Origin of the sequence: Psychrobacter sp. ENNN9_III, assembly GCF_001462175.1 — a bacterium.
Lineage (GTDB): Bacteria > Pseudomonadota > Gammaproteobacteria > Pseudomonadales > Moraxellaceae > Psychrobacter.
In genome coordinates this window covers 1-18370 of sequence record NZ_LNUO01000089.1, presented here as the reverse complement: position 1 = coordinate 18370, position 18370 = coordinate 1, and the positions used below count along the sequence as shown (strand labels likewise).

The window sequence follows — 18370 nt, the reverse complement described above, 5'->3', positions numbered from 1 at the left end:
GAAAATAACATTTTGACATTATTCGATAATATGAGTAGCTCGCACTATAGATAAGCTATTTATTAAGCTTATAACTGCAGTCACTAACACAAGGATGAGTAATTATGTCGCACAGTATCCTTCTACCAAGGACGATGGAGATTGGACGCGATGCTTGCCAAAAGCTACCGCTAATATTAGAAAGTTTGGGTATAAAAAAACCGCTGATTATTACTGACGACATGATGGTCAAGCTTGGCTATGTCGATGATATACAGGCCGTGTTGAGAGAGGCACAAATCAATGCTGATGTGTTTTCAGATACAGTACCTGAACCTACTGAGAGCTCTATCGGGGCAGGTGTGTCATTAGTAAAAGCTCAAAACTACGATGGGCTTATTGCCTTAGGCGGAGGTAGCCCTATTGATAGTGCAAAAGCGATCTCAATCTTGGGCAGGTTTGGCGGGGTCATGCGTGATTATAAGTTTCCTCGCCAAGTTAACGAAACAGGCTTACCCATTGTCGCTATACCGACGACGGCAGGTACAGGATCAGAAGTCACACGCTTTACTATCATCACTGACGACGATAACAACGAAAAATTATTGTGTGTCGGCATGGGATTTATGCCCATCGCGGCCATTATCGATTATAGCCTCACGCTCAGCGTACCGCCGCGTACTACCGCGGATACAGGTATCGATGCGATGACCCATGCTATCGAAGCGTACATCAGCCCAAAACGTAATGCCTATAGCGACCAACAGGCACTCGCGGCTCTACGCTTGATTGGACCCAATATCCAAACTGCTTATCACAACGGCAAAGATGAAACAGCTCGTGAAGCGATGATGCTTGGCTCTACTTTGGCCGGTATTGCATTTTGCAATTCGTCAGTTGCCTTAGTGCATGGTATGAGTCGCCCAATTGGTGCTTTTTTTCATGTGCCGCATGGTTTATCAAACGCCATGCTACTACCAACGATTACCGAGTTTGGTATCTCTAGTGCACCGGTCCGTTACGCTGACTGCGCACGCGCCTTGGGAATAGCTGATCACAGCGAAACAGATGATCAGGCCAACGTCAGTTTGGTCAATTACTTAAAAAACTTAAACGATGAACTTCACGTTCCCACCTTGGCACAATTTGGAGTTCAAAAAGCGGATTTTGATGCCCTCATCGATACGATGTGCGAGCAAGCATTCGCGTCAGGTTCACCCAACAATAACCCTCGAATACCCAGTCTTGAAGAGATGACTCAACTTTATACCATGCTGTGGGATGACAGTAGTACGGATCACTCATAGAACACCAATCACTTCCATTTAGTCTCAATCTATCAGTAATACATATATTTAAAGGAAATAAACCATGCAAACGATCGGACACTTTATTAACGGCAGCTTAGTCAATAACGACAGCCAGACTCAAGATGTTTACAACCCCTCAACTGGTGAAGTGAGTAAGAAGGTTGCTTTGGGCGGCAAAAAAACAATCGGTGAAGCAGTTGCTGCTGCTAAAGCTGCTTTCCCAGCGTGGAGCAAAACGTCACCATTGAAACGCGCGCGTGTCATGTTTAAATTCAAAGAATTGCTCGAGCAAAATGCCGATAAGATTTGCCGCTTAATCGGTGAAGAGCACGGCAAAATTGTTCACGATGCGGCGGGCGAGCTGCAACGTGGTATTGAAAATGTCGAATATGCATGCGCTGCACCTGAGTTATTAAAGGGTGAACATAGTCGCAATGTGAGTACCGATATAGACTCTTGGAGTGAGTTTCATCCGCTAGGCGTCGTTGCTGGTATCACACCATTTAACTTCCCTGCGATGGTGCCACTGTGGATGTTCCCCATGGCCATCGTTTGTGGTAACACCTTTATCCTAAAACCATCTGAGCGCGATCCAAGCTCGACATTATTTATTGCACAGCTACTGCAACAAGCAGGGCTTCCAGAAGGCGTTATCAACGTGGTAAATGGTGGCAAAGAAGCCGTCGATGCGATTTTGCATCATCCAGACGTCAAGGCCGTAAGCTTTGTCGGCTCCACCCCTATCGCTGAATATCTCTATACGACCGCAGCGGCACAAGGCAAACGCTGCCAAGCGCTAGGCGGTGCGAAAAATCATGCGATTGTCATGCCAGATGCCGACTTAGACAATGTAGTAACCTCATTGCTAGGTGCAGCTTTTGGCTCATCAGGTGAGCGTTGTATGGCGTTGTCTGTTGCAGTAGCAGTCGGTGATGAAACGGCCGATAAGATGATTGCAGCACTAAAGCCTGCCATCAAAGCGCTAAAATTTGGCGTTCATTCCGAAAAAAATAATGATTTTGGTCCTGTTATTACCGAGGCGCACAAATCTAAAGTCGTAGAGCATATCAACAGTGCTGCCGATCAAGGCGCAACACTGGTCGCAGACGGCTCTGATGCTAACCCAGAAGGCTATGAAAACGGATTCTTTGTTGGTCCAACCCTGATTGACAACGTCACCAAAGACATGGACAGCTACAAAATTGACAACGTCACCAAAGACATGGACAGCTACAAAGCCGAGATTTTTGGCCCAGTTTTACAAGTAATGCGTGTGCAAACTATGGCCGAGGCAGTACAGCTCATCAATGATCATGAATATGGTAATGGTACTTGTATCTATACCAGAGATGGTGAAGCAGCTCGTCACTTTATCGATAATATTGAAGTCGGCATGGTTGGTGTCAATATCCCACTACCAGTACCCGTAGCATCACAAAGCTTTGGTGGTTGGAAGCGCTCATTATTTGGTGACTTGGCCATGTACGGACCAGACGGCGTAAGATTCTTCACTCGACGTAAAACGATTACGCAACGCTGGCCTAGCGCAGCACTACGAGAAGAGAAGCAGTTTTCTATGCCGACTTAATCGCATTACCTTTTAAAAGCACTGTTTATTAAGAGCACTTCTTATTAAGAGCATTGAACCATCGATGCTCTCTAAATAGAAATTTACCTTTAAGCAAGTGGATTTGGCTTGTCATTCCTCTCATTAAATTCTGATTTTTCATAGTCGTACAACATAATTCTAAGGATAGATAGCTATGCGAGAAACATTTGAATTACCACTCATAGGTGTCAAAGTCATTGATTTTGGTCAATATATTGCAGGTCCTGCTGTTGGTATGATGCTTGGCGATTTAGGCGCAACCGTGGTCCATATAGACCCACCGTCAGGTCCACGATGGCAAAGTCCTGCCAACGCTGTCCTAAATCGCAATAAATTGATGCTAAATCTTGATCTAAAGACTGAGGAAGGACTGACACAAGCCAGAGAACTGATTTTGGAAAGTGACATCGTCATCGAAGGCTTTCGCCCAGGAAAGATGGCAGAGATGGGTCTGGATCTGGTAGCGCTGCGAGCAGAGCGTCCGCAGCTGATTACGCTGTCTATCCCTGGGTTTGCCTCCAACGATGAACAACGCCGTGAGCTGCGCGCCTATGAAAGCATCGTATCAGCGAGCTCAGGCGTGTTTACGGACATGGGTTTAAACCGTATACTTATGGGCATCAACCCGTCGTTCTCTCCCTTGCCGCTTCCTTCTGCGTATGGCGCAATGCTGGCAGGTTCTTCGGTCGTCTTTGCGCTACAAGCACGTGAAAACACGGGCATTGGTGATGCGATTGAAGTGCCGCTTGCGGCCGCTGTCATGGAAGGGCTTTGCTACAACTCCATCGAGATTGAAGATTTACCTGAACGGTACTTGACCCAGCGCGAGGTTGAGATTCAACGCCGCCGCGTTGAAGGTATTCCAATGAATATGGACTACGAAGCACTGCAAGAATTGCTAGACCCTTTTTACCGCAGTTATATGTGTAAAGATGGGCGTATGTTCTATGTGGTATGCCCTAGTCATAAGGATCATGCTAAGCGTTGTTTGCAAGTCTTAGGGTTATACGATGAATTGGTTGAGGAAGGATTGACCGAAGAAGAAGATACCTATTTGCCGTCTAGTCAGTGGAGCTCTGATACATCGCTTGGGGTTTATCCTATGCCAAAGCATTGGGCCGATCGTATTGCTGAAAAAATGAAAGCGGCTTTTTTACAGCGTACCTCAAAAGAGTGGCAAAAGATATTTGGAAAACGCGGTATACCTGGAGCGCCGCAGCGTTGGCTACAAGAATGGATCCGTGATGATCATGCTGAAACCGCAGGACTCATGATTGAAGTTGAAGATCCAACTTACGGCAAAATGATTCAGCCAGGTCCCATTGTTTGGCTAGAAGAATGTGGTGAGCTGATGCTACAACCCAAACCCCCAGAGCCTACTGACTTTGATACCGCGTTAAAAGAACTGAAGGCTATCAAAACCAAGTTGCCCTCAGTCAATAATCTTAATGAAAAAATTGGTTGGCTAGATGGCGTTAAGGTACTTGATCTTTGTAACGTAATTGCCGGTCCCCATTCGGCAGCTTATTTGGCGCGTTTTGGAGCAGAAATCATTAAGCTTGATCCTGCCTCTCCATTTTATGATAGTTGGAACACTGTTATTTACGGTATGTCTCAAATGACAGGTAAACGCTCCATACTCGCTGATATTCGTCACGGAAAAGGACGAGAAGTATTTGAGAAGTTAGTTCAATCCGTTGACGTCATCGTTTGGAATGCGACGGACACCCAAATCAAAAAAATGGGCTTAGATGCTGAAAGCTTAAAAGCCTTAAACCCTGAGGCCATATTTTGCAAGCTTGATTGCTTTAGTGGCGTCCGTAAGGGTCCGTGTAGTGACTTTATAGGCTACGACGATGTGGTCCAGGCATCTACTGGCATTATGTTGCGCTGCGGCGGAGCGATGGATACGCCAGAGGAGCATGCACATGTTGGTACTATTGATGTGATGTGTGGCTTTGGCGGCGCTATGAGTATTGGCGTCGCGCTATATCAAAAATATCGTACAGGTCGTATCGGACGCGGTTGTACTTCATTAGTCGCGAATAGTGCCTTACTACAAATTCCATATTGTTATGACTTCGAAAAACGAGGTCTGTTCAATGAGCCGTCAGGCCGCGAAACCAATGGTCATGATGAGTTGACACGCTTTTACTATACCTCCTCAGGGAACTACTTGTTGCTAAACGCTTATGAGATGGATGTAAAGAACTTTGAAAACGTTGAGGGCTTAGAAGGTTTTAGCGAGTTAGAAAGACATGAGCGTGCGACATTCTTATCTAATGCTTTTCAAAAAGCACCTGCTCACGATTGGGTTGAACGCTTACAAACGGCTGATATTGCTGCGGTCATCTGTGCAGATATCAATGCTTTACGTGCTGAATATAGTCGCCTAGCAGATAATACACCAGGCACTGATCATGGTAGTTATTCTTTTTCGATTTATGAGAACCATCCAAGTGGTCATAAAGTGACACAGCTTGACCCTTATGCTATTCGTCCCTCGCATAGCATTGTATATGCACTACCTCGTCCTGAAAAGTTTGGGCAATCCACGCGTCAAATTATGCTGGAGCTTGGTTATAGCGAGATAGAGATTGAGGCCAGTATTGCTCATGGGGATCTGAGTGATAGCTGGAGCAGTGAGTTTTTACCGAGTTAACCCAAATGATATGCAGCAGGTCAATAAAGGATTGTGACACTTGATGTATATCTAAACGAGTGAAAGACTATCTAAAGGATTAGATATGGAACATAAAAGCAAGCAACCTTTAACCAGATTGCCCATCAAAGTCGCCACCAAAGGCTTTTATGAAGGGTTTAATAAAGACGTCACCATTACCGCAAAAATTTTATTGGGGCTGCTCATTGTGTGGGCCGTCATATTTCCTGAAAACTCTATGGTGATATTGGGTTCGATCAATGGCTTCTTACTCAATCACTTCTCGACGTGGTATATCTTATCCGTTGCTTTCTTCTTAATTTTGGCGTTGGTTTTGGCCGTTATTCCCCGCTATGGCTCGTTGATTTTAGGGGACAAAACAGACAAGCCTGAGTTCTCCAATTTTTCATGGTTCTCTATGATCTTTGGAGCCGGTATTGGTGTTGGTATGCTGACCTTTGCGACTGCAGAGCCCATGTATCACTTTGCCAATAGCCCTGAAGTCATTCAAGGTATGGCCACTGGCTATGCCGCCGACAATGTACGATATGCTTATAAATGGGCCTTTCTACACTGGGGGTTTAGCGCATGGATTTGCTATTCCTTAGTTGGATTGTCGATGGCGTATTTTTCGTTCAGGCGTAAGTTACCTCTGACCATTCGATCGGGACTGGCACCATTGTTTGGCCAAAGGTTATCCGGCAAGCTTGGCAACATGATCGATATTATCGCCGTTATTGCCACTATTTTAGGCGTCGCACAGACGTTAGGATTCGGGGTTGAGCAGTTTGTGTCTAGTATGCACCGTGTTGGCATGGGCGATTGGTTATTGAATGCCAATGGCCAGTCGTCGACTGCCGCGATTGTTGTGGCACTGGTCGTGATCGTTGGGGTAGCCACAATGTCTGCACTCTCTGGGGTTGGCAAAGGTATTAAATGGCTATCCAATATAAACATGGGTTTGAGCCTTATACTTTTCGCATTTTTCTTAATATTTGGTTCAACATTCTTTGGCTTGCAGTCTTTTTTCGTCGGCTTGTTTGATTATGTCACCGCACTTCCTGAGCTATTAGTGACTGTGTGGCAGCCAGATGGCACACCAGTCGGTGATACGCTTGCTACATGGCAAAAAGATTGGTCGGTGTTTTATTGGGCATGGTGGATTGCTTTTGGTCCCTTTGTTGGCGTGTTCTTTGCGCGTATCTCACGGGGTCGTAGTATTCGATCTTATCTATTTGGTACCGTAGTCCTACCTGCGCTGATGTGTTTTATCTGGTTCTCAGTGGTAGGTGGTACCGCGATTGATTTAACGCTTAATGGTATCGCTGGTGATGCTATTTCAGGAGTGGGTCAAGAAGCTCAACTATTGGCAATGTTGGATGTGATGTTGTCCTCAGGTTTCGCATGGACAATGGCCATCTTGGTTTTGGTCTTACTACTGACCTATCTAGTCACCACTTTAGACTCGGCCATTCTCGTTATCAATACGATTAATTCGGGTGGTAACGAAGGTCCGAAAGGTCGTCCGCACATCATCTTTTGGGGTGTGATATTGGCCTTGGTGGTTGGCGTGCTACTGACGAGCGGAGGATTGGGGGCAATCAAGACAGCTATGGTGATTGGTGCCTTACCCTTTAGTTTTGTAATGGTATTAATGGGAGTGTCTCTGGTTAAAGCCATTCTCTATGATACCAACACTGCTAAAGCAAGTAATATAAATTGGGTCGACGAAACATAAATTAGATGAACATACTAAGTGCAACGCTAAACTAATCATAGAACACCTGCTTAGGGTTTCTAAACACTAATCATTTTTTTAGTCTGTTTTTACAGGCTGGAAATTGTTGCTTCTACCTGAGTCAACTGGGTACGCAACCATTGAAAAGACCTGCGAGGATATCTCATACGCTGGTAAATAACTTAAACGGAGTAAAAGAAACAATGCAAAATCAAACTTTTGAAAGTATCGATTTCAGTATAGAAAACCAAGTGGGCTATATCTCTATCAATAATCCACCTGCCAATACATTAAGTACGACCACAATAAATGGACTGTCTGAGTGTTTCAAACAGGCGCAAGCAAATCAAGGCATTGAAGTAATCGTGATAACCGGTAAAGGGAAAATGTTCGTCGCTGGTGCAGATATTAAAGAGTTTACCGAAGCATTTAACGATACTCAAAAAGGCAAAAAACTGTCACAAGATGCTCAAGCCGTTATGAACACCATCGAGTCATGTACCAAACCTGTTATCGCGGCCATCAACGGTGCTTGTCTGGGTGGCGGATTAGAGCTTGCTATGAGCTGTCATTTACGAATTGCAGCTGATGAAGCAAAGTTAGGTCAGCCAGAGCTAAATCTAGGATTGATACCTGGATTTGGTGGGACTCAAAGACTAGCTCGTATCACCAATAAAGCCAAAGCATTAGAGCTGATTCTTACAGGTCAATTTATCGGTGGTCAAGAGGCTGAAAAAATTGGTTTGGTTAATAAATCAGTACCTCTTGCTGAATTAATGAATGAGACCAAAAAACTGGCTGAATCCATTGCTATCAATAAGAGCGCAGAATCTGTCAAAGCCACGCTTATAGCCGTCAATGAAGGCATGGCAACTACTTTAGAAAAAGGTTTGGAGATAGAAGCGGAGCAATGGGCACAGCTATTTGAGACAGAGAATATGGTTGAAGGCGTCAACGCCTTTATGGAAAAGCGTAAACCCGACTTTAAAGATTAAATATTTTTAAAGTAGTCGGTAAATTCAATCTAAAGTATGGTTATCGTTATACGGATTTTAATATATAACTGTAATCATGCTTTTTTAATAATGACACGAGAAAATATTAATTCTTATATAGCTTCAATAAAACAACTGGTAAGGTGATACAAATGGTGGTCACGTCAGAAATAAAAAACGGTATTGGCTGGCTAAAAATAAATCGACCTGAAGTCTTGAACGCTATTAATACTGAAGTAGTTGAACTCTTAACCAACGCTTTAGAAAAATGGGAAAAAGACTCTAACGTAGTGTTTGTTTGCTTGTATGGTGAAGGACAAAAAGGATTTTGTGCAGGAGGCGACATGCGCAAATTCTATGATTTGGAATCGGAAGATGTCGTCGCTTATTTGGAATCGGAAGATGTCGTCGCTTATGCAGAAGACTTCTTTTCAACAGAATACCGTCTAGATGCACTTATACATAACTATTCAAAACCTATTTTAGCCTATATGAATGGTATTGTTATGGGAGGTGGAGTCGGACTTTCCGTCGGAGCATCTCACCGAATCGTAACAGAAAAAACAAAATGGGCGATGCCTGAAATGAACATTGGGTTTTTCCCAGATGTTGGCGCAAGCTTTTTTCTCAATCAACTACCGGGATATGTAGGTCGTTACCTTGCATTGACCGCAAAGGTTATAAAAGCAAATGATGCTATTTATATTGGTACAGCCGATTACTATATAAAAAGCAGTGAGTGGGAAACTATACAAAAAAAATTACTAATTACTAACTAAGGATTGGTCAGCTGCATCAATTCTTAAAGATCTAAGTGAATTACTTACCGCAACCGGTACAAGTTCATTAGATGTTTCAGAACTAAAGGTACATAAAGAAGACATAAACCATCATTTCCAACACGATACGATAGAAGAAATAGTAGCGTCTTTACGCAGTAAGTCAATTAATGGTGATGATTGGGCCACACAAGAATTAAATAACATTCTTTCAAAGTCGCCTACCTCATTAAAAGTGACGTTACAGCAGCTCATCAATGGAAAAAACAAATCGCTCAATGAATGCCTAGAGATGGAAAAAGACATGGCCATTCATTTCATGGATACAGATGACTTTTATGAGGGTGTTCGTGCCGTTTTAGTTGATAAAGATGGTTCTCCGAAGTGGGTTCCTAGCAAATTGGAAGCTTTAACTGATTCCGATATTGAGCAGTATTTTTTTAAGTTTGATAATTAGACTTGAAAACTAAAAGTTAGTAATAAAGCTTTATATTACTAACTGATTCGCATTGTTTATCGTAGATATCTACACATACACACACATCGGCGAGCCTGCAACAGGATCGGTAATCACTTTGGCTTGTACGTCAAATATCTCAGCCAGCATCGCCTCTGTCATCACCTCGCAAGGCGTGCCCATCATTTGCAACTCCCCCGATTTTAACACCACCAATAGATCACAATATCTCGCTGCTTGGTTAAGGTCATGCAGCACAACGATGATGCTTTTTCCCTTTTCTTTTAGTGCTCGAATGAGCCGCATCAGCTCTATTTGATAGGAGATATCTAGATAAGTAGTAGGCTCATCAAGCATGATAATGTCAGTATCCTGCGCCAAAATCATCGCAATCCATGCGCGCTGCTGTTGACCGCCTGATAAGGCGTCAAGCGGCGTATCAGCCAAAGAATCAATCGCCATCTCATGCATGGCACTATCTACTATCTGACTATCCGCCGCACTCAGCTTGCCCCAATGTGAGACGTATGGCGTCCTGCCGTATTCCACCAACTGTCTGACACTCAGGCCTTCAGGATTGGTCTGCACTTGCGGCAATACCGATATCTGGCGGGCAATCTGCCGATTGTTTAATTGCGCCATGTTTTGTTGTCTAAGACAAATACTGCCCGACTGCGGTTGAATCAAGCGGCACAAGCCTTTTAATAGCGTCGATTTTCCGCAGCCATTTGGACCAATCAGCCCAATGACTTTATTTTCTGGCAGCTCAAGTGACAAGTCTTTAATAATACGTTGACCATCATGGTAGCCAAGCTGGAGTTCATTCACCGATAGCATCACCACCCCTTATAGCGCGATAGCAAAAAGATAAAATAAGGCGCACCGATCACTGAGGTCAAGACGCCAGCTGGTAGCTCAATTGGCGCAAATAAACTGCGTGCCAATACATCGGCTAAAACCAATATAATGGCGCCTATCAGCGCGGACGCTGGCAATAAGATACGGTGCTGATGCCCAAAGAGCAATCGTGCGATATGCGGCGCAAGCAATCCGATAAAACTGACCGTCCCTGCCACCGAGACCGCTAGGCTTGCAATCACTACCGCGATGAGCAATGTGGTAAATTCTAGTGGTTTGACGGACACACCCAAATGATAGGCTGTCTCCTCACCAAGTCCCAACACATCCAAACGCCATGCCAGATACATACTGATGACCATCAATACGGCAAATATCATCGTTAGCATCGGAATATGTTGCCAGCTGCGACCCCACAAGCTACCGGTTAACCAAATCATTGCAGTATTAATCTCAACAGGATAAATCACCAATAAAAAGTTAATCCCACTGGCTAAAAACGCACTAATGGCGACACCTATCAGTGCCAAGCGCGCAGGCGTAGGCTGTGATATCTGTGCCAATAGCATGATAATGCAAAAGGCTAATAATCCGCCGAGTAGCGCTGCGACAGACAGCCACCAAGTAGGGGCCGTAGGAATCATCACCAGTAAAAGCGTCGCGCAAAACCCCGCGCCTGCGCTGATGCCCATCAAGTCAGGGGATGCCAGCGGGTTACGGATGACCCCTTGCACCAATGAGCCTGATAGGCCAAGGCTTGCGCCCACCAGTATTGCTAGTAGCGTGCGCGGCAGACGATGCTGCCAGACAATAAAATCTTTGTCGCCACTAAAGCCTTGCTGTAAATGCTGCCAAACTTGTCCGTACGTCAATTCACTGGCGCCAAAAAAAATACTGCTCATGCTTAGTATCAATAGCAGCACTATAATGAGCACCACCGCCCTACTTGCCGATTTACGAGCAAATAATGAGTGTAAGAGCGGTGCAGAGGCGTTGGTTTTTATGGTCATCTATTGCTTACTTTTATTGCTTGATAAAGGATTGCTGGATAAAATTTAGCTATCAAGCCGTCGCCTGCATGCCAGCGCAATAAAAACTGGCGTACCAATCAGCGCGGTTAACAGCCCCACTGGCGTCTCTGCTGGATAAGCGATAGCCCTTGATAGGACATCTGCCCATACCATCAAGATACTGCCAAGTAGCATACATAAGGGCAAAAGCTGCTCATAAGCCATATTGGACACTTGTTTCAACAGACGCTTGGCAACATGCGGGATAATCAAACCCACAAAGGCAATGGGGCCTGCGACTGCCACACTGATCGCCGTGAGTATGGTAATCAATGCCCCGCACGACCACTGCAATGCTCGCAAGTTTACCCCAAGGCTACTTGCCACCTCATCGCCCAGCACCAAGACATTTAGCTTAGGCGACAGCCACCAGCCATAACCCAAGGCCAGCAGTGATATCACCGCGAGCATTGGAATAGACTCCCAGCGCGTATTGGCAATAGAGCCAGCTAGCCAATAAAGTACCCCATACGCCTGCTCATCGGTGGTGATCAGCGCCGCTCGCGTCATACCGACCAGCAGCGCATTGATAGCAACGCCTGATAAAACCAGACGCACAGGATGCACCGGACGACCGGAGAAATATCCTGCCAGTCCTGCAACAAGGGCACAAGAAAACACTGATCCGACCAGCGCTTGTAAAAAGGTCGAGGTTAAAAAGGCAAACCCTAAACCAATGGAGGATAGAGCAACCACGCAGGCCGCCCCAGCATTGATACCCAATACCGCAGGAGAGGCCAGCGAGTTACGGGTCATCACCTGCATCAGCAGCCCAGCTACCGCCAAATTGGCACCGACTATCATCGCCACAAGCACGCGTGGCAGACGTATCTCTATTAATAATTGCGCGGCTAATGAGGCTTTAGCATTCGACTGAGCCAATAAAAAGAAGGCATCCAAAATCGACAGGGAGAATTTTGAATACGCCGTTAACCCTTGCCAACAGCCTATTAGCAAAATAATGAACAATCCGCACCACAATAGCACCCGTGTTATCGGACGCTTTTTAGTCTGCGGTTTTAGCGAGGCAGAAGATGAGTGGATAAGCTTTGCTTTAGCCACAGAACCCACCTAGATTTAAGCAGACGACAGTATCATGTCTCATTCATTTGACTCATTTAAAGACGCACTTGAACCTTTTGTCTTACTTTTTTGAGCAATCTCAAGCAGCTTAGCTGCCATGTACTCAGCAGACTGCATACTGCGATTGAGCGCCCAATAGTTTGGGTCGACTTCGATGACTTGATCGTTTTTGACCGCCGTTAGCTGATTAAAGAGCGGTGAGGATTTCCACTCATCATAAATGGTGCGCTCGTTATAACGCCCAATCAATAACCAATCTGGATTGGCCGCTATTAATTGCTCAAGACTGGTTGCGATATACGCCTCATCCGTTTGCTCAGGAATGGGGCTTTTGATATTTAGATAATCAAGCAAGCTGCCAGCATACGAGCTTGGACCATGCAGCCACATGCCCTTATCACTGATAATGGCAAACTGAACGCTGTGGTTAGCAAGCGGAGTGGCTGCCAACTGCGACTGTAGATCTGCCATCTTTTTTAGATGACTATCGATGATGCGCGCCATTTTTTTATCTTGGTGGACGATATGCCCGACCAATTGCGCCGTCTGGATATTTTCTGCATAACTCTCACCGCGGCTCTTTAGTACGACCGATGGCGTAATATGATTTAGCTCATCGGCGATGACGGTATGACGCTCGTCATCGGCAATGATCAGATCAGGCTGTAAATCAGCAATGGCTTCAAGGCTTGGCTGATAGCGTGAACCGACTGAGGTATAATCAGATAGCTGCTGAGTAAACTCAGGAATAATGCTGTCAGGCTTATTATCATCAGCGATACCAACTGGCGTCAGACCTAAGGCTAACGCATCCCCTAAAAATGAGTATTCCAAAACCACGATACGCTTTGGATTCTGCGGATAGTCGCTCAGATTGGGCAAACGCGCTTTGATCTCTTTGTCGGTTAGCAGCTGTACAGCATGATTATCGCTACTGCTACTGCCGTTTGACTGAGTGGCTGCTACCGATGTGTCATTATCAGCACTCAATGATGGCGTGGCTGTCACATTGTTTTTTTGAGTGTTAATAAAAACAATACCGCCAACGACAATCAATACGATGACCAATAAAGGCAAAATAAGCGTGAGATTTGGGCGTTGATTCATAAATAACCTGTCTTACTATCATAAAATGGGTTGGGCGTTAAAACTCATAGTTATACGTTAACAGCCACGTTCTGGGTGCGCCAAAGCCGATTTGGTTTTTGCCTGAGCTGCCATTGGTCGCCCCAAATGCATACTTTTTATCCAATGCATTATTCAGGTTCAGCTGCCAGTTATGTTTGCCCATACTATAAGCAGTCATCAAATCTACAGTCGTATAGCCATCAAGCTCTACTGCCTCTGCATCCCCTGCATAGCGATCACTGATGTAATTGACGCCGCCACCAATGCGCCATTGGTCATCGGGCTGATAGGCGGTCCACAATGAAAAAGTCTGCTCTGGGACATCATTTGGCACAAGGCCAGTCTTTTTGTCTTTCGCATCCAAATAGCTATAACCTGCTGACACATCCCAGTTGTCCCGAATCTTGCCGCGCGCTTCAAGCTCTAGGCCTTGATGGCGAAACTCATCTTTATCAATGACTTCTCGGTTTTCATTGGTTTTTGGGTCTTCTTTATCAATCTGATAGACGGCAGCGTTGAGCATGATATCGTCATTGTAGAGATACGTCTTAACACCTATCTCTTTGAGATCGGTCTGATACAGCGCGGCAAGCTTTGGATTGATATAAATACCTGAATAAGGCAGCTGCCACGAGCGCGCGGTAGTCGCATAAGCGGAGGTGGCATCGGTAAAGTTATAGACGATACCTGCGCGGTAGCTGAACTTATCGTCGTTTAGCTCGCTGTCTTGACCTTGAAAGTTTTGATCCAGCTGGATATTGTCATAGCGGACGTTGCCGACCAGCGACCAGTCGCCGATATGATAGACATCTTGGGCAAAGACACCGACACTTTGGGTGCTGTTTTTACGAAATTTAGGAAACCCTGGGTTGGGTGTCGCATCAGCGCTTGGATTGGCGGCAGATATGGGCGGTACATTTTTATCAGTAGCAAGGGTCAAGTCAATGTCGATATCATTATAATCGGTACCAAAGAGCAATTCATGGTTGCCGGTATTCCAAGCCAGCTCAGATTGCACCGTCTTGCTGGTGCGTGGGTCATAACCAAAGTTATTAACGGTTCGGCCAACTTGGTTGTCAGTCACCTCCGCTGGCGACTGACGGGTGCCTTTTTGTTCTAAAGTAATATGGCTGTATGAGGCGCGATTGGTCCATGTCATCTCATCGTTGATCGCAAACTCATGATTGACCGTCGCATGCCAAGTATCTGAATCTTGATAATCGTTGGTACCGCCATAAAAAGTATGGATAGGCACATCAACAGGCTTGCCATCTTTGGCGGGTACGCCGCGATAAGGCACAAGATGCTGACGCGTAAAATCAAAAGAGAAATCTAGCGTTTGCTGATCATCTGGCTGCCAGCGAACTGTCGGCGCAATAAACACATCGTTTGAATCCACATGATCGACAAAAGAATCACTACGGCGATACTCAGCATTGAGTCGCGCGTTGAGAGTATCTGAGAGCTTATGGGAGCTATCGATGCGCGCCACGGCCAAGCCATCGCTACCTACTTGCGCTTGCACCTTATTAAACTCATCGCCTTCTGCTTTTTTGCTAACAAGATTGATGATACCACCAGCACTGCCGCGACCATATAAAGCGCCTGCTGGGCCTTTGACCACCTCGACGCGCTCGACATTGGCGAGGCTGCGATAGGACTGCAGTTTGCCATCATCACGCATGCCATCGCTATACACATCGTTTAAGCCATTAAACCCGCGCAGCACAAACTCATCTCGGCTGCCCTCACCCAGCGTGTTATTGAGACCAGCAACGCCTTTGACCGCGTCCAAAACCCGTACCGCGCCCCTATCCTCCAGCTCGGTCTTTGTGACCACCGATACCGACTGCGGCACATCCAGCCATTCGGTATTGGTTTTGGTGCCTGATGTTGGATTATAAGCAGCATAACCTTCATATTTTTTGGCCGTGACCATGATGGGCGCTAGCGTTACGGATGGCTCTGTTGTTGATGACTGGATAGGCGTCTCTTGGGCAGCAACCTGTTGACTCACCGCCATGGTTAGACCAGTCGTCATCATGGTTAATAATAATTGAGTGCGAACCGCCGTCACTAGGCGTTTATGTTGATGAGGAGACATATTTGGATCCATAGAGTGTGTGAGGAGTGAGAAAACCAATTCATAAAGATCAGCGTTTAAGGTGCTGATTCTTAAAGTAACGACTGCCTATTGATCATCTTATGCTGGAATATTTAAAACAAAAGTGGCTGCCTATGTCTGCACTATCCCTACTTTTAAATGATAATAATTTTGCAAATGATAACTATTACTGTTTATAATTGCAACGCTTTAGCAACACTGTTCATTCTTAATCCCTGCAAATACACGCTAACTACTTGGAATAAATATGGTTATTTTTTTTAAACGTTCGGCACTTTGTTTGGCGATGCTTTGTATTTATCAGCAAAGTTATGCCCAGATGACGCCTGCTGACAAGGAGGCGAGTATTGAGTCGCCCACAGACTCAGACGTAAATTCGGACTTAAATTCAGATTTGGATGCCTCCCCTACAGCCAGCACTATTAATCACAAAACAAAAACTGCGACCCCTTCTTTTACCGCAGCGCCCATCATCGTCACAGCAGAAACGCTTGGTGACTCTAGTGCCAATCAGGTAAAAGCCTTTGCTGGCAATCGCACAGTAATCGATAACGATTTTATTAAAAAAACCGTGAGCAACTCCATTGACGGTGCATTGCAGTTTATCCCAGGTGCTAAGATTGATGACGAAACAGGCACAGGCGTGCTACCTAACATCTCTATCCGTGGTCTGCATGCCAGTCGCAGTGGGCAGGCGCAGTTTTTGATGGATGGCATTCCGTTGACCTTGGCACCTTATGGTCATACGGGTCAGTCTATCTTTCCAGCGACCCTCGACAATATTGAGCGTATCGATGTGGTACGCGGCGGCGCGGCGACCCAATACGGTCCAAACAATGTCGGCGGCGTGATTAACCTTGTCACCAAACCGATTGCCAATGAGACACAAACTGAGATTGGTACTGATTTGACCGTCTTTGAACAAAACGGCAAGCCATTGACCAGCTTATATGCCCGCCATAGCCGCTGGTTAGATGATGACTTTGGCATACAGTTAGAGGCCAATGGTATCAAAGGTGACAGCTTTAGAGACCACTCAGACACCGAAGTCACCAACTTGCAGGCCAAAGCGCTTTGGTATATCGACGAAAACCAAGAGCTTGAAGGGTTTTTGCAATATTATGATGCCGATACAGAGATGCCAGGCGCACTCTCGCCCGCCGCCTACGAGCAAGATATCGAGCAAAGCCAGCGACCTTTTGAAGCCTATCAAGGCAAATCAACACGCTGGCATGCTAAGTACAAAAACTACTTAAATATCGGTGACGAAGCAGTGTTAGACCTCACTACCTTTGGCCATCATGCCACGCGTAACTTTGAATGGGGATTTAACTCACAATTTAACAATGGCGGCGTGCACTGGGCAGATCCAGCGGTTGCCTCAGACAGCCTACGCACCTCCCCGCGTGAGTTTGACGTATATGGCGTGGAGCCAAAGTTTTCTATAAAACTTGGCGACGATGACAATATCAAGCACCACCTCATCAGTGGCGTGCGCTACGTCAATGAAGACATCGATTATAAACTCACCCAAACCAAGCTGGCGGATGGCACGACAAGCACGCCGCGCGACTGGAACCTACAGACCGATGCATGGGCGGCGTATCTAAGTGATGAGATGAGCTTTCTGGATGAGCGTCTAAAAGTCACCCCTGGTATTCGTTACGAGAATGCCAAAATGACGTTTAATGACGCTGGCAATAACACACAAACGGACAATACCATCACAGAATGGCTACCTGGGCTGACCACCTCATATGCGCTCACCAAGTCTGATGACAAGCTTTGGCTGGTCTACGCCAATGCGCAAAAGTCGCTCAGAACACCGCAAATTGCCAATATTCGCGGCAATGGAGAAGAAGGCAGTGAGCTTGCATGGAACTATGAAGTCGGCACGCGCTATACCACCGATAATCTGCAAGCCAACTTGGGACTGTATCGCATAGACTTTAAGGACCAGCTGCAATGGAATAGTTTGGAGCAAAGCTTTGATAATGTAGGAGAAACGCTGCACCAAGGGATAGAGACGGCTATCACCTACACCCCGAAAAAATACGACAATCTCAGTGTCGGTCTGAGCTACAACTATCTCGATGCCACGCTACAAGAAGGCGCAAATAAAGGCAATCAGCTGCCCTATAGCTCGCCACACCAGTTGGGCTGGCATGCCAGTTATAAGCATCAAGATTACAATGCTACTTTATCTGGTGTTTACTATGACAAAGCTTATGCTGATAATGCCAACACGGTAGTAGAAAGCAAAGACGGAGGCATTGGCGAGACACCTGCTTATCAAGTTTGGAACTTGAGCCTACAAAAAACATTGCAAGACACCAAGAATGAAAAGCTGTCTGTTCGATTCGGTATCAACAATTTATTTGATGAGCAGTATTATTTCCGCGGTATTGATACCAGTCCTGTCGGTCGCTATCCTGCACCCGGACGCTCGTACAAGCTTGGGCTCAACTATCAGTTTTAATGGTTAGTAAATCCTAATTCTTAAATACCTTGCAACGATAAAAGTAAATCTGAAATGGATTTGCTCTCCGTCTTCCAAATTTTACTTTTTTAAAAAAA

The 18370-nt window shown here is 45.6% G+C and carries 14 protein-coding genes; 9 read left to right on the top strand and 5 right to left on the bottom strand.

Going from position 1 to position 18370, the window contains the following annotated elements; translation table 11 throughout:
• Positions 1 to 104 precede the first annotated feature (104 nt).
• The 7 genes from PENNN9_RS05700 to PENNN9_RS13320 all read left to right on the top strand — a co-directional run bounded on the left by PENNN9_RS05700 (position 105) and on the right by PENNN9_RS13320 (position 9529).
• Complete coding sequence (locus PENNN9_RS05700; protein ID WP_058368752.1) at positions 105 to 1286, top strand: iron-containing alcohol dehydrogenase; 1182 nt, start codon at positions 105 to 107, stop codon at positions 1284 to 1286.
• A 64-nt stretch (positions 1287 to 1350) separates the two neighbouring features.
• Complete coding sequence (locus PENNN9_RS05695) at positions 1351 to 2877, top strand: CoA-acylating methylmalonate-semialdehyde dehydrogenase (protein ID WP_058368751.1); 1527 nt, start codon at positions 1351 to 1353, stop codon at positions 2875 to 2877.
• A gap of 175 nt (positions 2878 to 3052) precedes the next feature.
• Complete coding sequence (locus PENNN9_RS05690; RefSeq protein WP_058368750.1) at positions 3053 to 5560, top strand: CoA transferase; 2508 nt, start codon at positions 3053 to 3055, stop codon at positions 5558 to 5560.
• A gap of 85 nt (positions 5561 to 5645) precedes the next feature.
• Positions 5646 to 7298, top strand: a complete 1653-nt coding sequence (locus tag PENNN9_RS05685) for a BCCT family transporter (RefSeq protein ID WP_058368749.1) — start codon at positions 5646 to 5648, stop codon at positions 7296 to 7298.
• A gap of 203 nt (positions 7299 to 7501) precedes the next feature.
• On the top strand, positions 7502 to 8293 hold the full coding sequence (locus PENNN9_RS05680; RefSeq protein WP_058368748.1) for an enoyl-CoA hydratase-related protein: 792 nt from the start codon (positions 7502 to 7504) through the stop codon (positions 8291 to 8293).
• Between the two features lie 152 nt (positions 8294 to 8445).
• Positions 8446 to 9072, top strand: a complete 627-nt coding sequence (locus PENNN9_RS13325) for an enoyl-CoA hydratase/isomerase family protein (protein ID WP_058368747.1) — start codon at positions 8446 to 8448, stop codon at positions 9070 to 9072.
• A gap of 19 nt (positions 9073 to 9091) precedes the next feature.
• Positions 9092 to 9529, top strand: coding sequence for an enoyl-CoA hydratase/isomerase family protein (locus PENNN9_RS13320; RefSeq protein ID WP_082638008.1), 438 nt, complete (start codon positions 9092 to 9094; stop codon positions 9527 to 9529).
• A gap of 69 nt (positions 9530 to 9598) precedes the next feature.
• On the opposite strand, the gene fecE is transcribed toward PENNN9_RS13320, so the two are convergent.
• Together fecE and PENNN9_RS05665 are read right to left on the bottom strand one after the other, a co-directional pair.
• Positions 9599 to 10366, bottom strand: a complete 768-nt coding sequence (gene fecE, locus PENNN9_RS05670; RefSeq protein ID WP_058368746.1) for a Fe(3+) dicitrate ABC transporter ATP-binding protein FecE — start codon at positions 10364 to 10366, stop codon at positions 9599 to 9601.
• Positions 10366 to 11310 (bottom strand): FecCD family ABC transporter permease, encoded by a 945-nt coding sequence (locus PENNN9_RS05665; RefSeq protein WP_264752909.1) that lies wholly within the window; start codon positions 11308 to 11310, stop codon positions 10366 to 10368. Before PENNN9_RS05665 ends, fecE begins: the two co-directional genes overlap by 1 nt.
• Positions 11311 to 11314: 4 nt before the next feature.
• Here PENNN9_RS05665 and PENNN9_RS13315 point away from each other — a divergent pair, with 4 nt between their 5' ends.
• Positions 11315 to 11446, top strand: coding sequence for a hypothetical protein (locus tag PENNN9_RS13315; RefSeq protein ID WP_264752910.1), 132 nt, complete (start codon positions 11315 to 11317; stop codon positions 11444 to 11446).
• On the opposite strand, the gene PENNN9_RS05660 is transcribed toward PENNN9_RS13315, so the two are convergent.
• Genes PENNN9_RS05660 through PENNN9_RS05650 form a run of 3 tightly spaced genes read right to left on the bottom strand, consistent with a single transcriptional unit; the run spans position 11443 to position 15772 of the window.
• Positions 11443 to 12519 (bottom strand): FecCD family ABC transporter permease, encoded by a 1077-nt coding sequence (locus PENNN9_RS05660; RefSeq protein ID WP_058368744.1) that lies wholly within the window; start codon positions 12517 to 12519, stop codon positions 11443 to 11445. The genes PENNN9_RS13315 and PENNN9_RS05660 overlap by 4 nt on opposite strands.
• 39 nt (positions 12520 to 12558) lie before the next feature.
• On the bottom strand, positions 12559 to 13647 hold the full coding sequence (locus tag PENNN9_RS05655) for an ABC transporter substrate-binding protein (RefSeq protein ID WP_058368743.1): 1089 nt from the start codon (positions 13645 to 13647) through the stop codon (positions 12559 to 12561).
• A gap of 37 nt (positions 13648 to 13684) precedes the next feature.
• Entirely contained in the window at positions 13685 to 15772 is a 2088-nt protein-coding gene (locus tag PENNN9_RS05650) for a TonB-dependent receptor (RefSeq protein ID WP_058368742.1), read from the bottom strand.
• A gap of 268 nt (positions 15773 to 16040) precedes the next feature.
• Between PENNN9_RS05650 and PENNN9_RS05645 the strand changes: the two genes are divergently transcribed.
• Positions 16041 to 18272: a TonB-dependent receptor family protein gene (locus PENNN9_RS05645; protein WP_058368741.1), complete on the top strand. Its 2232-nt coding sequence runs from the start codon at positions 16041 to 16043 to the stop codon at positions 18270 to 18272.
• The last annotated feature ends 98 nt before the right edge of the window (positions 18273 to 18370 follow it).

Bases quoted from the DNA above. Each gene is read 5' to 3' on its own strand.
- PENNN9_RS05645 (WP_058368741.1), top strand. From the start codon at position 16,041: ATGGTTATTTTTTTTAAACGTTCGGCACTTTGTTTGGCGATGCTTTGT.
- PENNN9_RS05655 (WP_058368743.1), bottom strand. From the start codon at position 13,647: ATGAATCAACGCCCAAATCTCACGCTTATTTTGCCTTTATTGGTCATC.
- PENNN9_RS05690 (WP_058368750.1), top strand. From the start codon at position 3,053: ATGCGAGAAACATTTGAATTACCACTCATAGGTGTCAAAGTCATTGAT.
- PENNN9_RS13315 (WP_264752910.1), top strand. From the start codon at position 11,315: ATGAGCACCACCGCCCTACTTGCCGATTTACGAGCAAATAATGAGTGT.
- PENNN9_RS05695 (WP_058368751.1), top strand. From the start codon at position 1,351: ATGCAAACGATCGGACACTTTATTAACGGCAGCTTAGTCAATAACGAC.
- PENNN9_RS05700 (WP_058368752.1), top strand. From the start codon at position 105: ATGTCGCACAGTATCCTTCTACCAAGGACGATGGAGATTGGACGCGAT.
- PENNN9_RS05680 (WP_058368748.1), top strand. From the start codon at position 7,502: ATGCAAAATCAAACTTTTGAAAGTATCGATTTCAGTATAGAAAACCAA.
- fecE (WP_058368746.1), bottom strand. From the start codon at position 10,366: ATGCTATCGGTGAATGAACTCCAGCTTGGCTACCATGATGGTCAACGT.
- PENNN9_RS13325 (WP_058368747.1), top strand. From the start codon at position 8,446: ATGGTGGTCACGTCAGAAATAAAAAACGGTATTGGCTGGCTAAAAATA.
- PENNN9_RS05685 (WP_058368749.1), top strand. From the start codon at position 5,646: ATGGAACATAAAAGCAAGCAACCTTTAACCAGATTGCCCATCAAAGTC.
- PENNN9_RS05650 (WP_058368742.1), bottom strand. From the start codon at position 15,772: ATGTCTCCTCATCAACATAAACGCCTAGTGACGGCGGTTCGCACTCAA.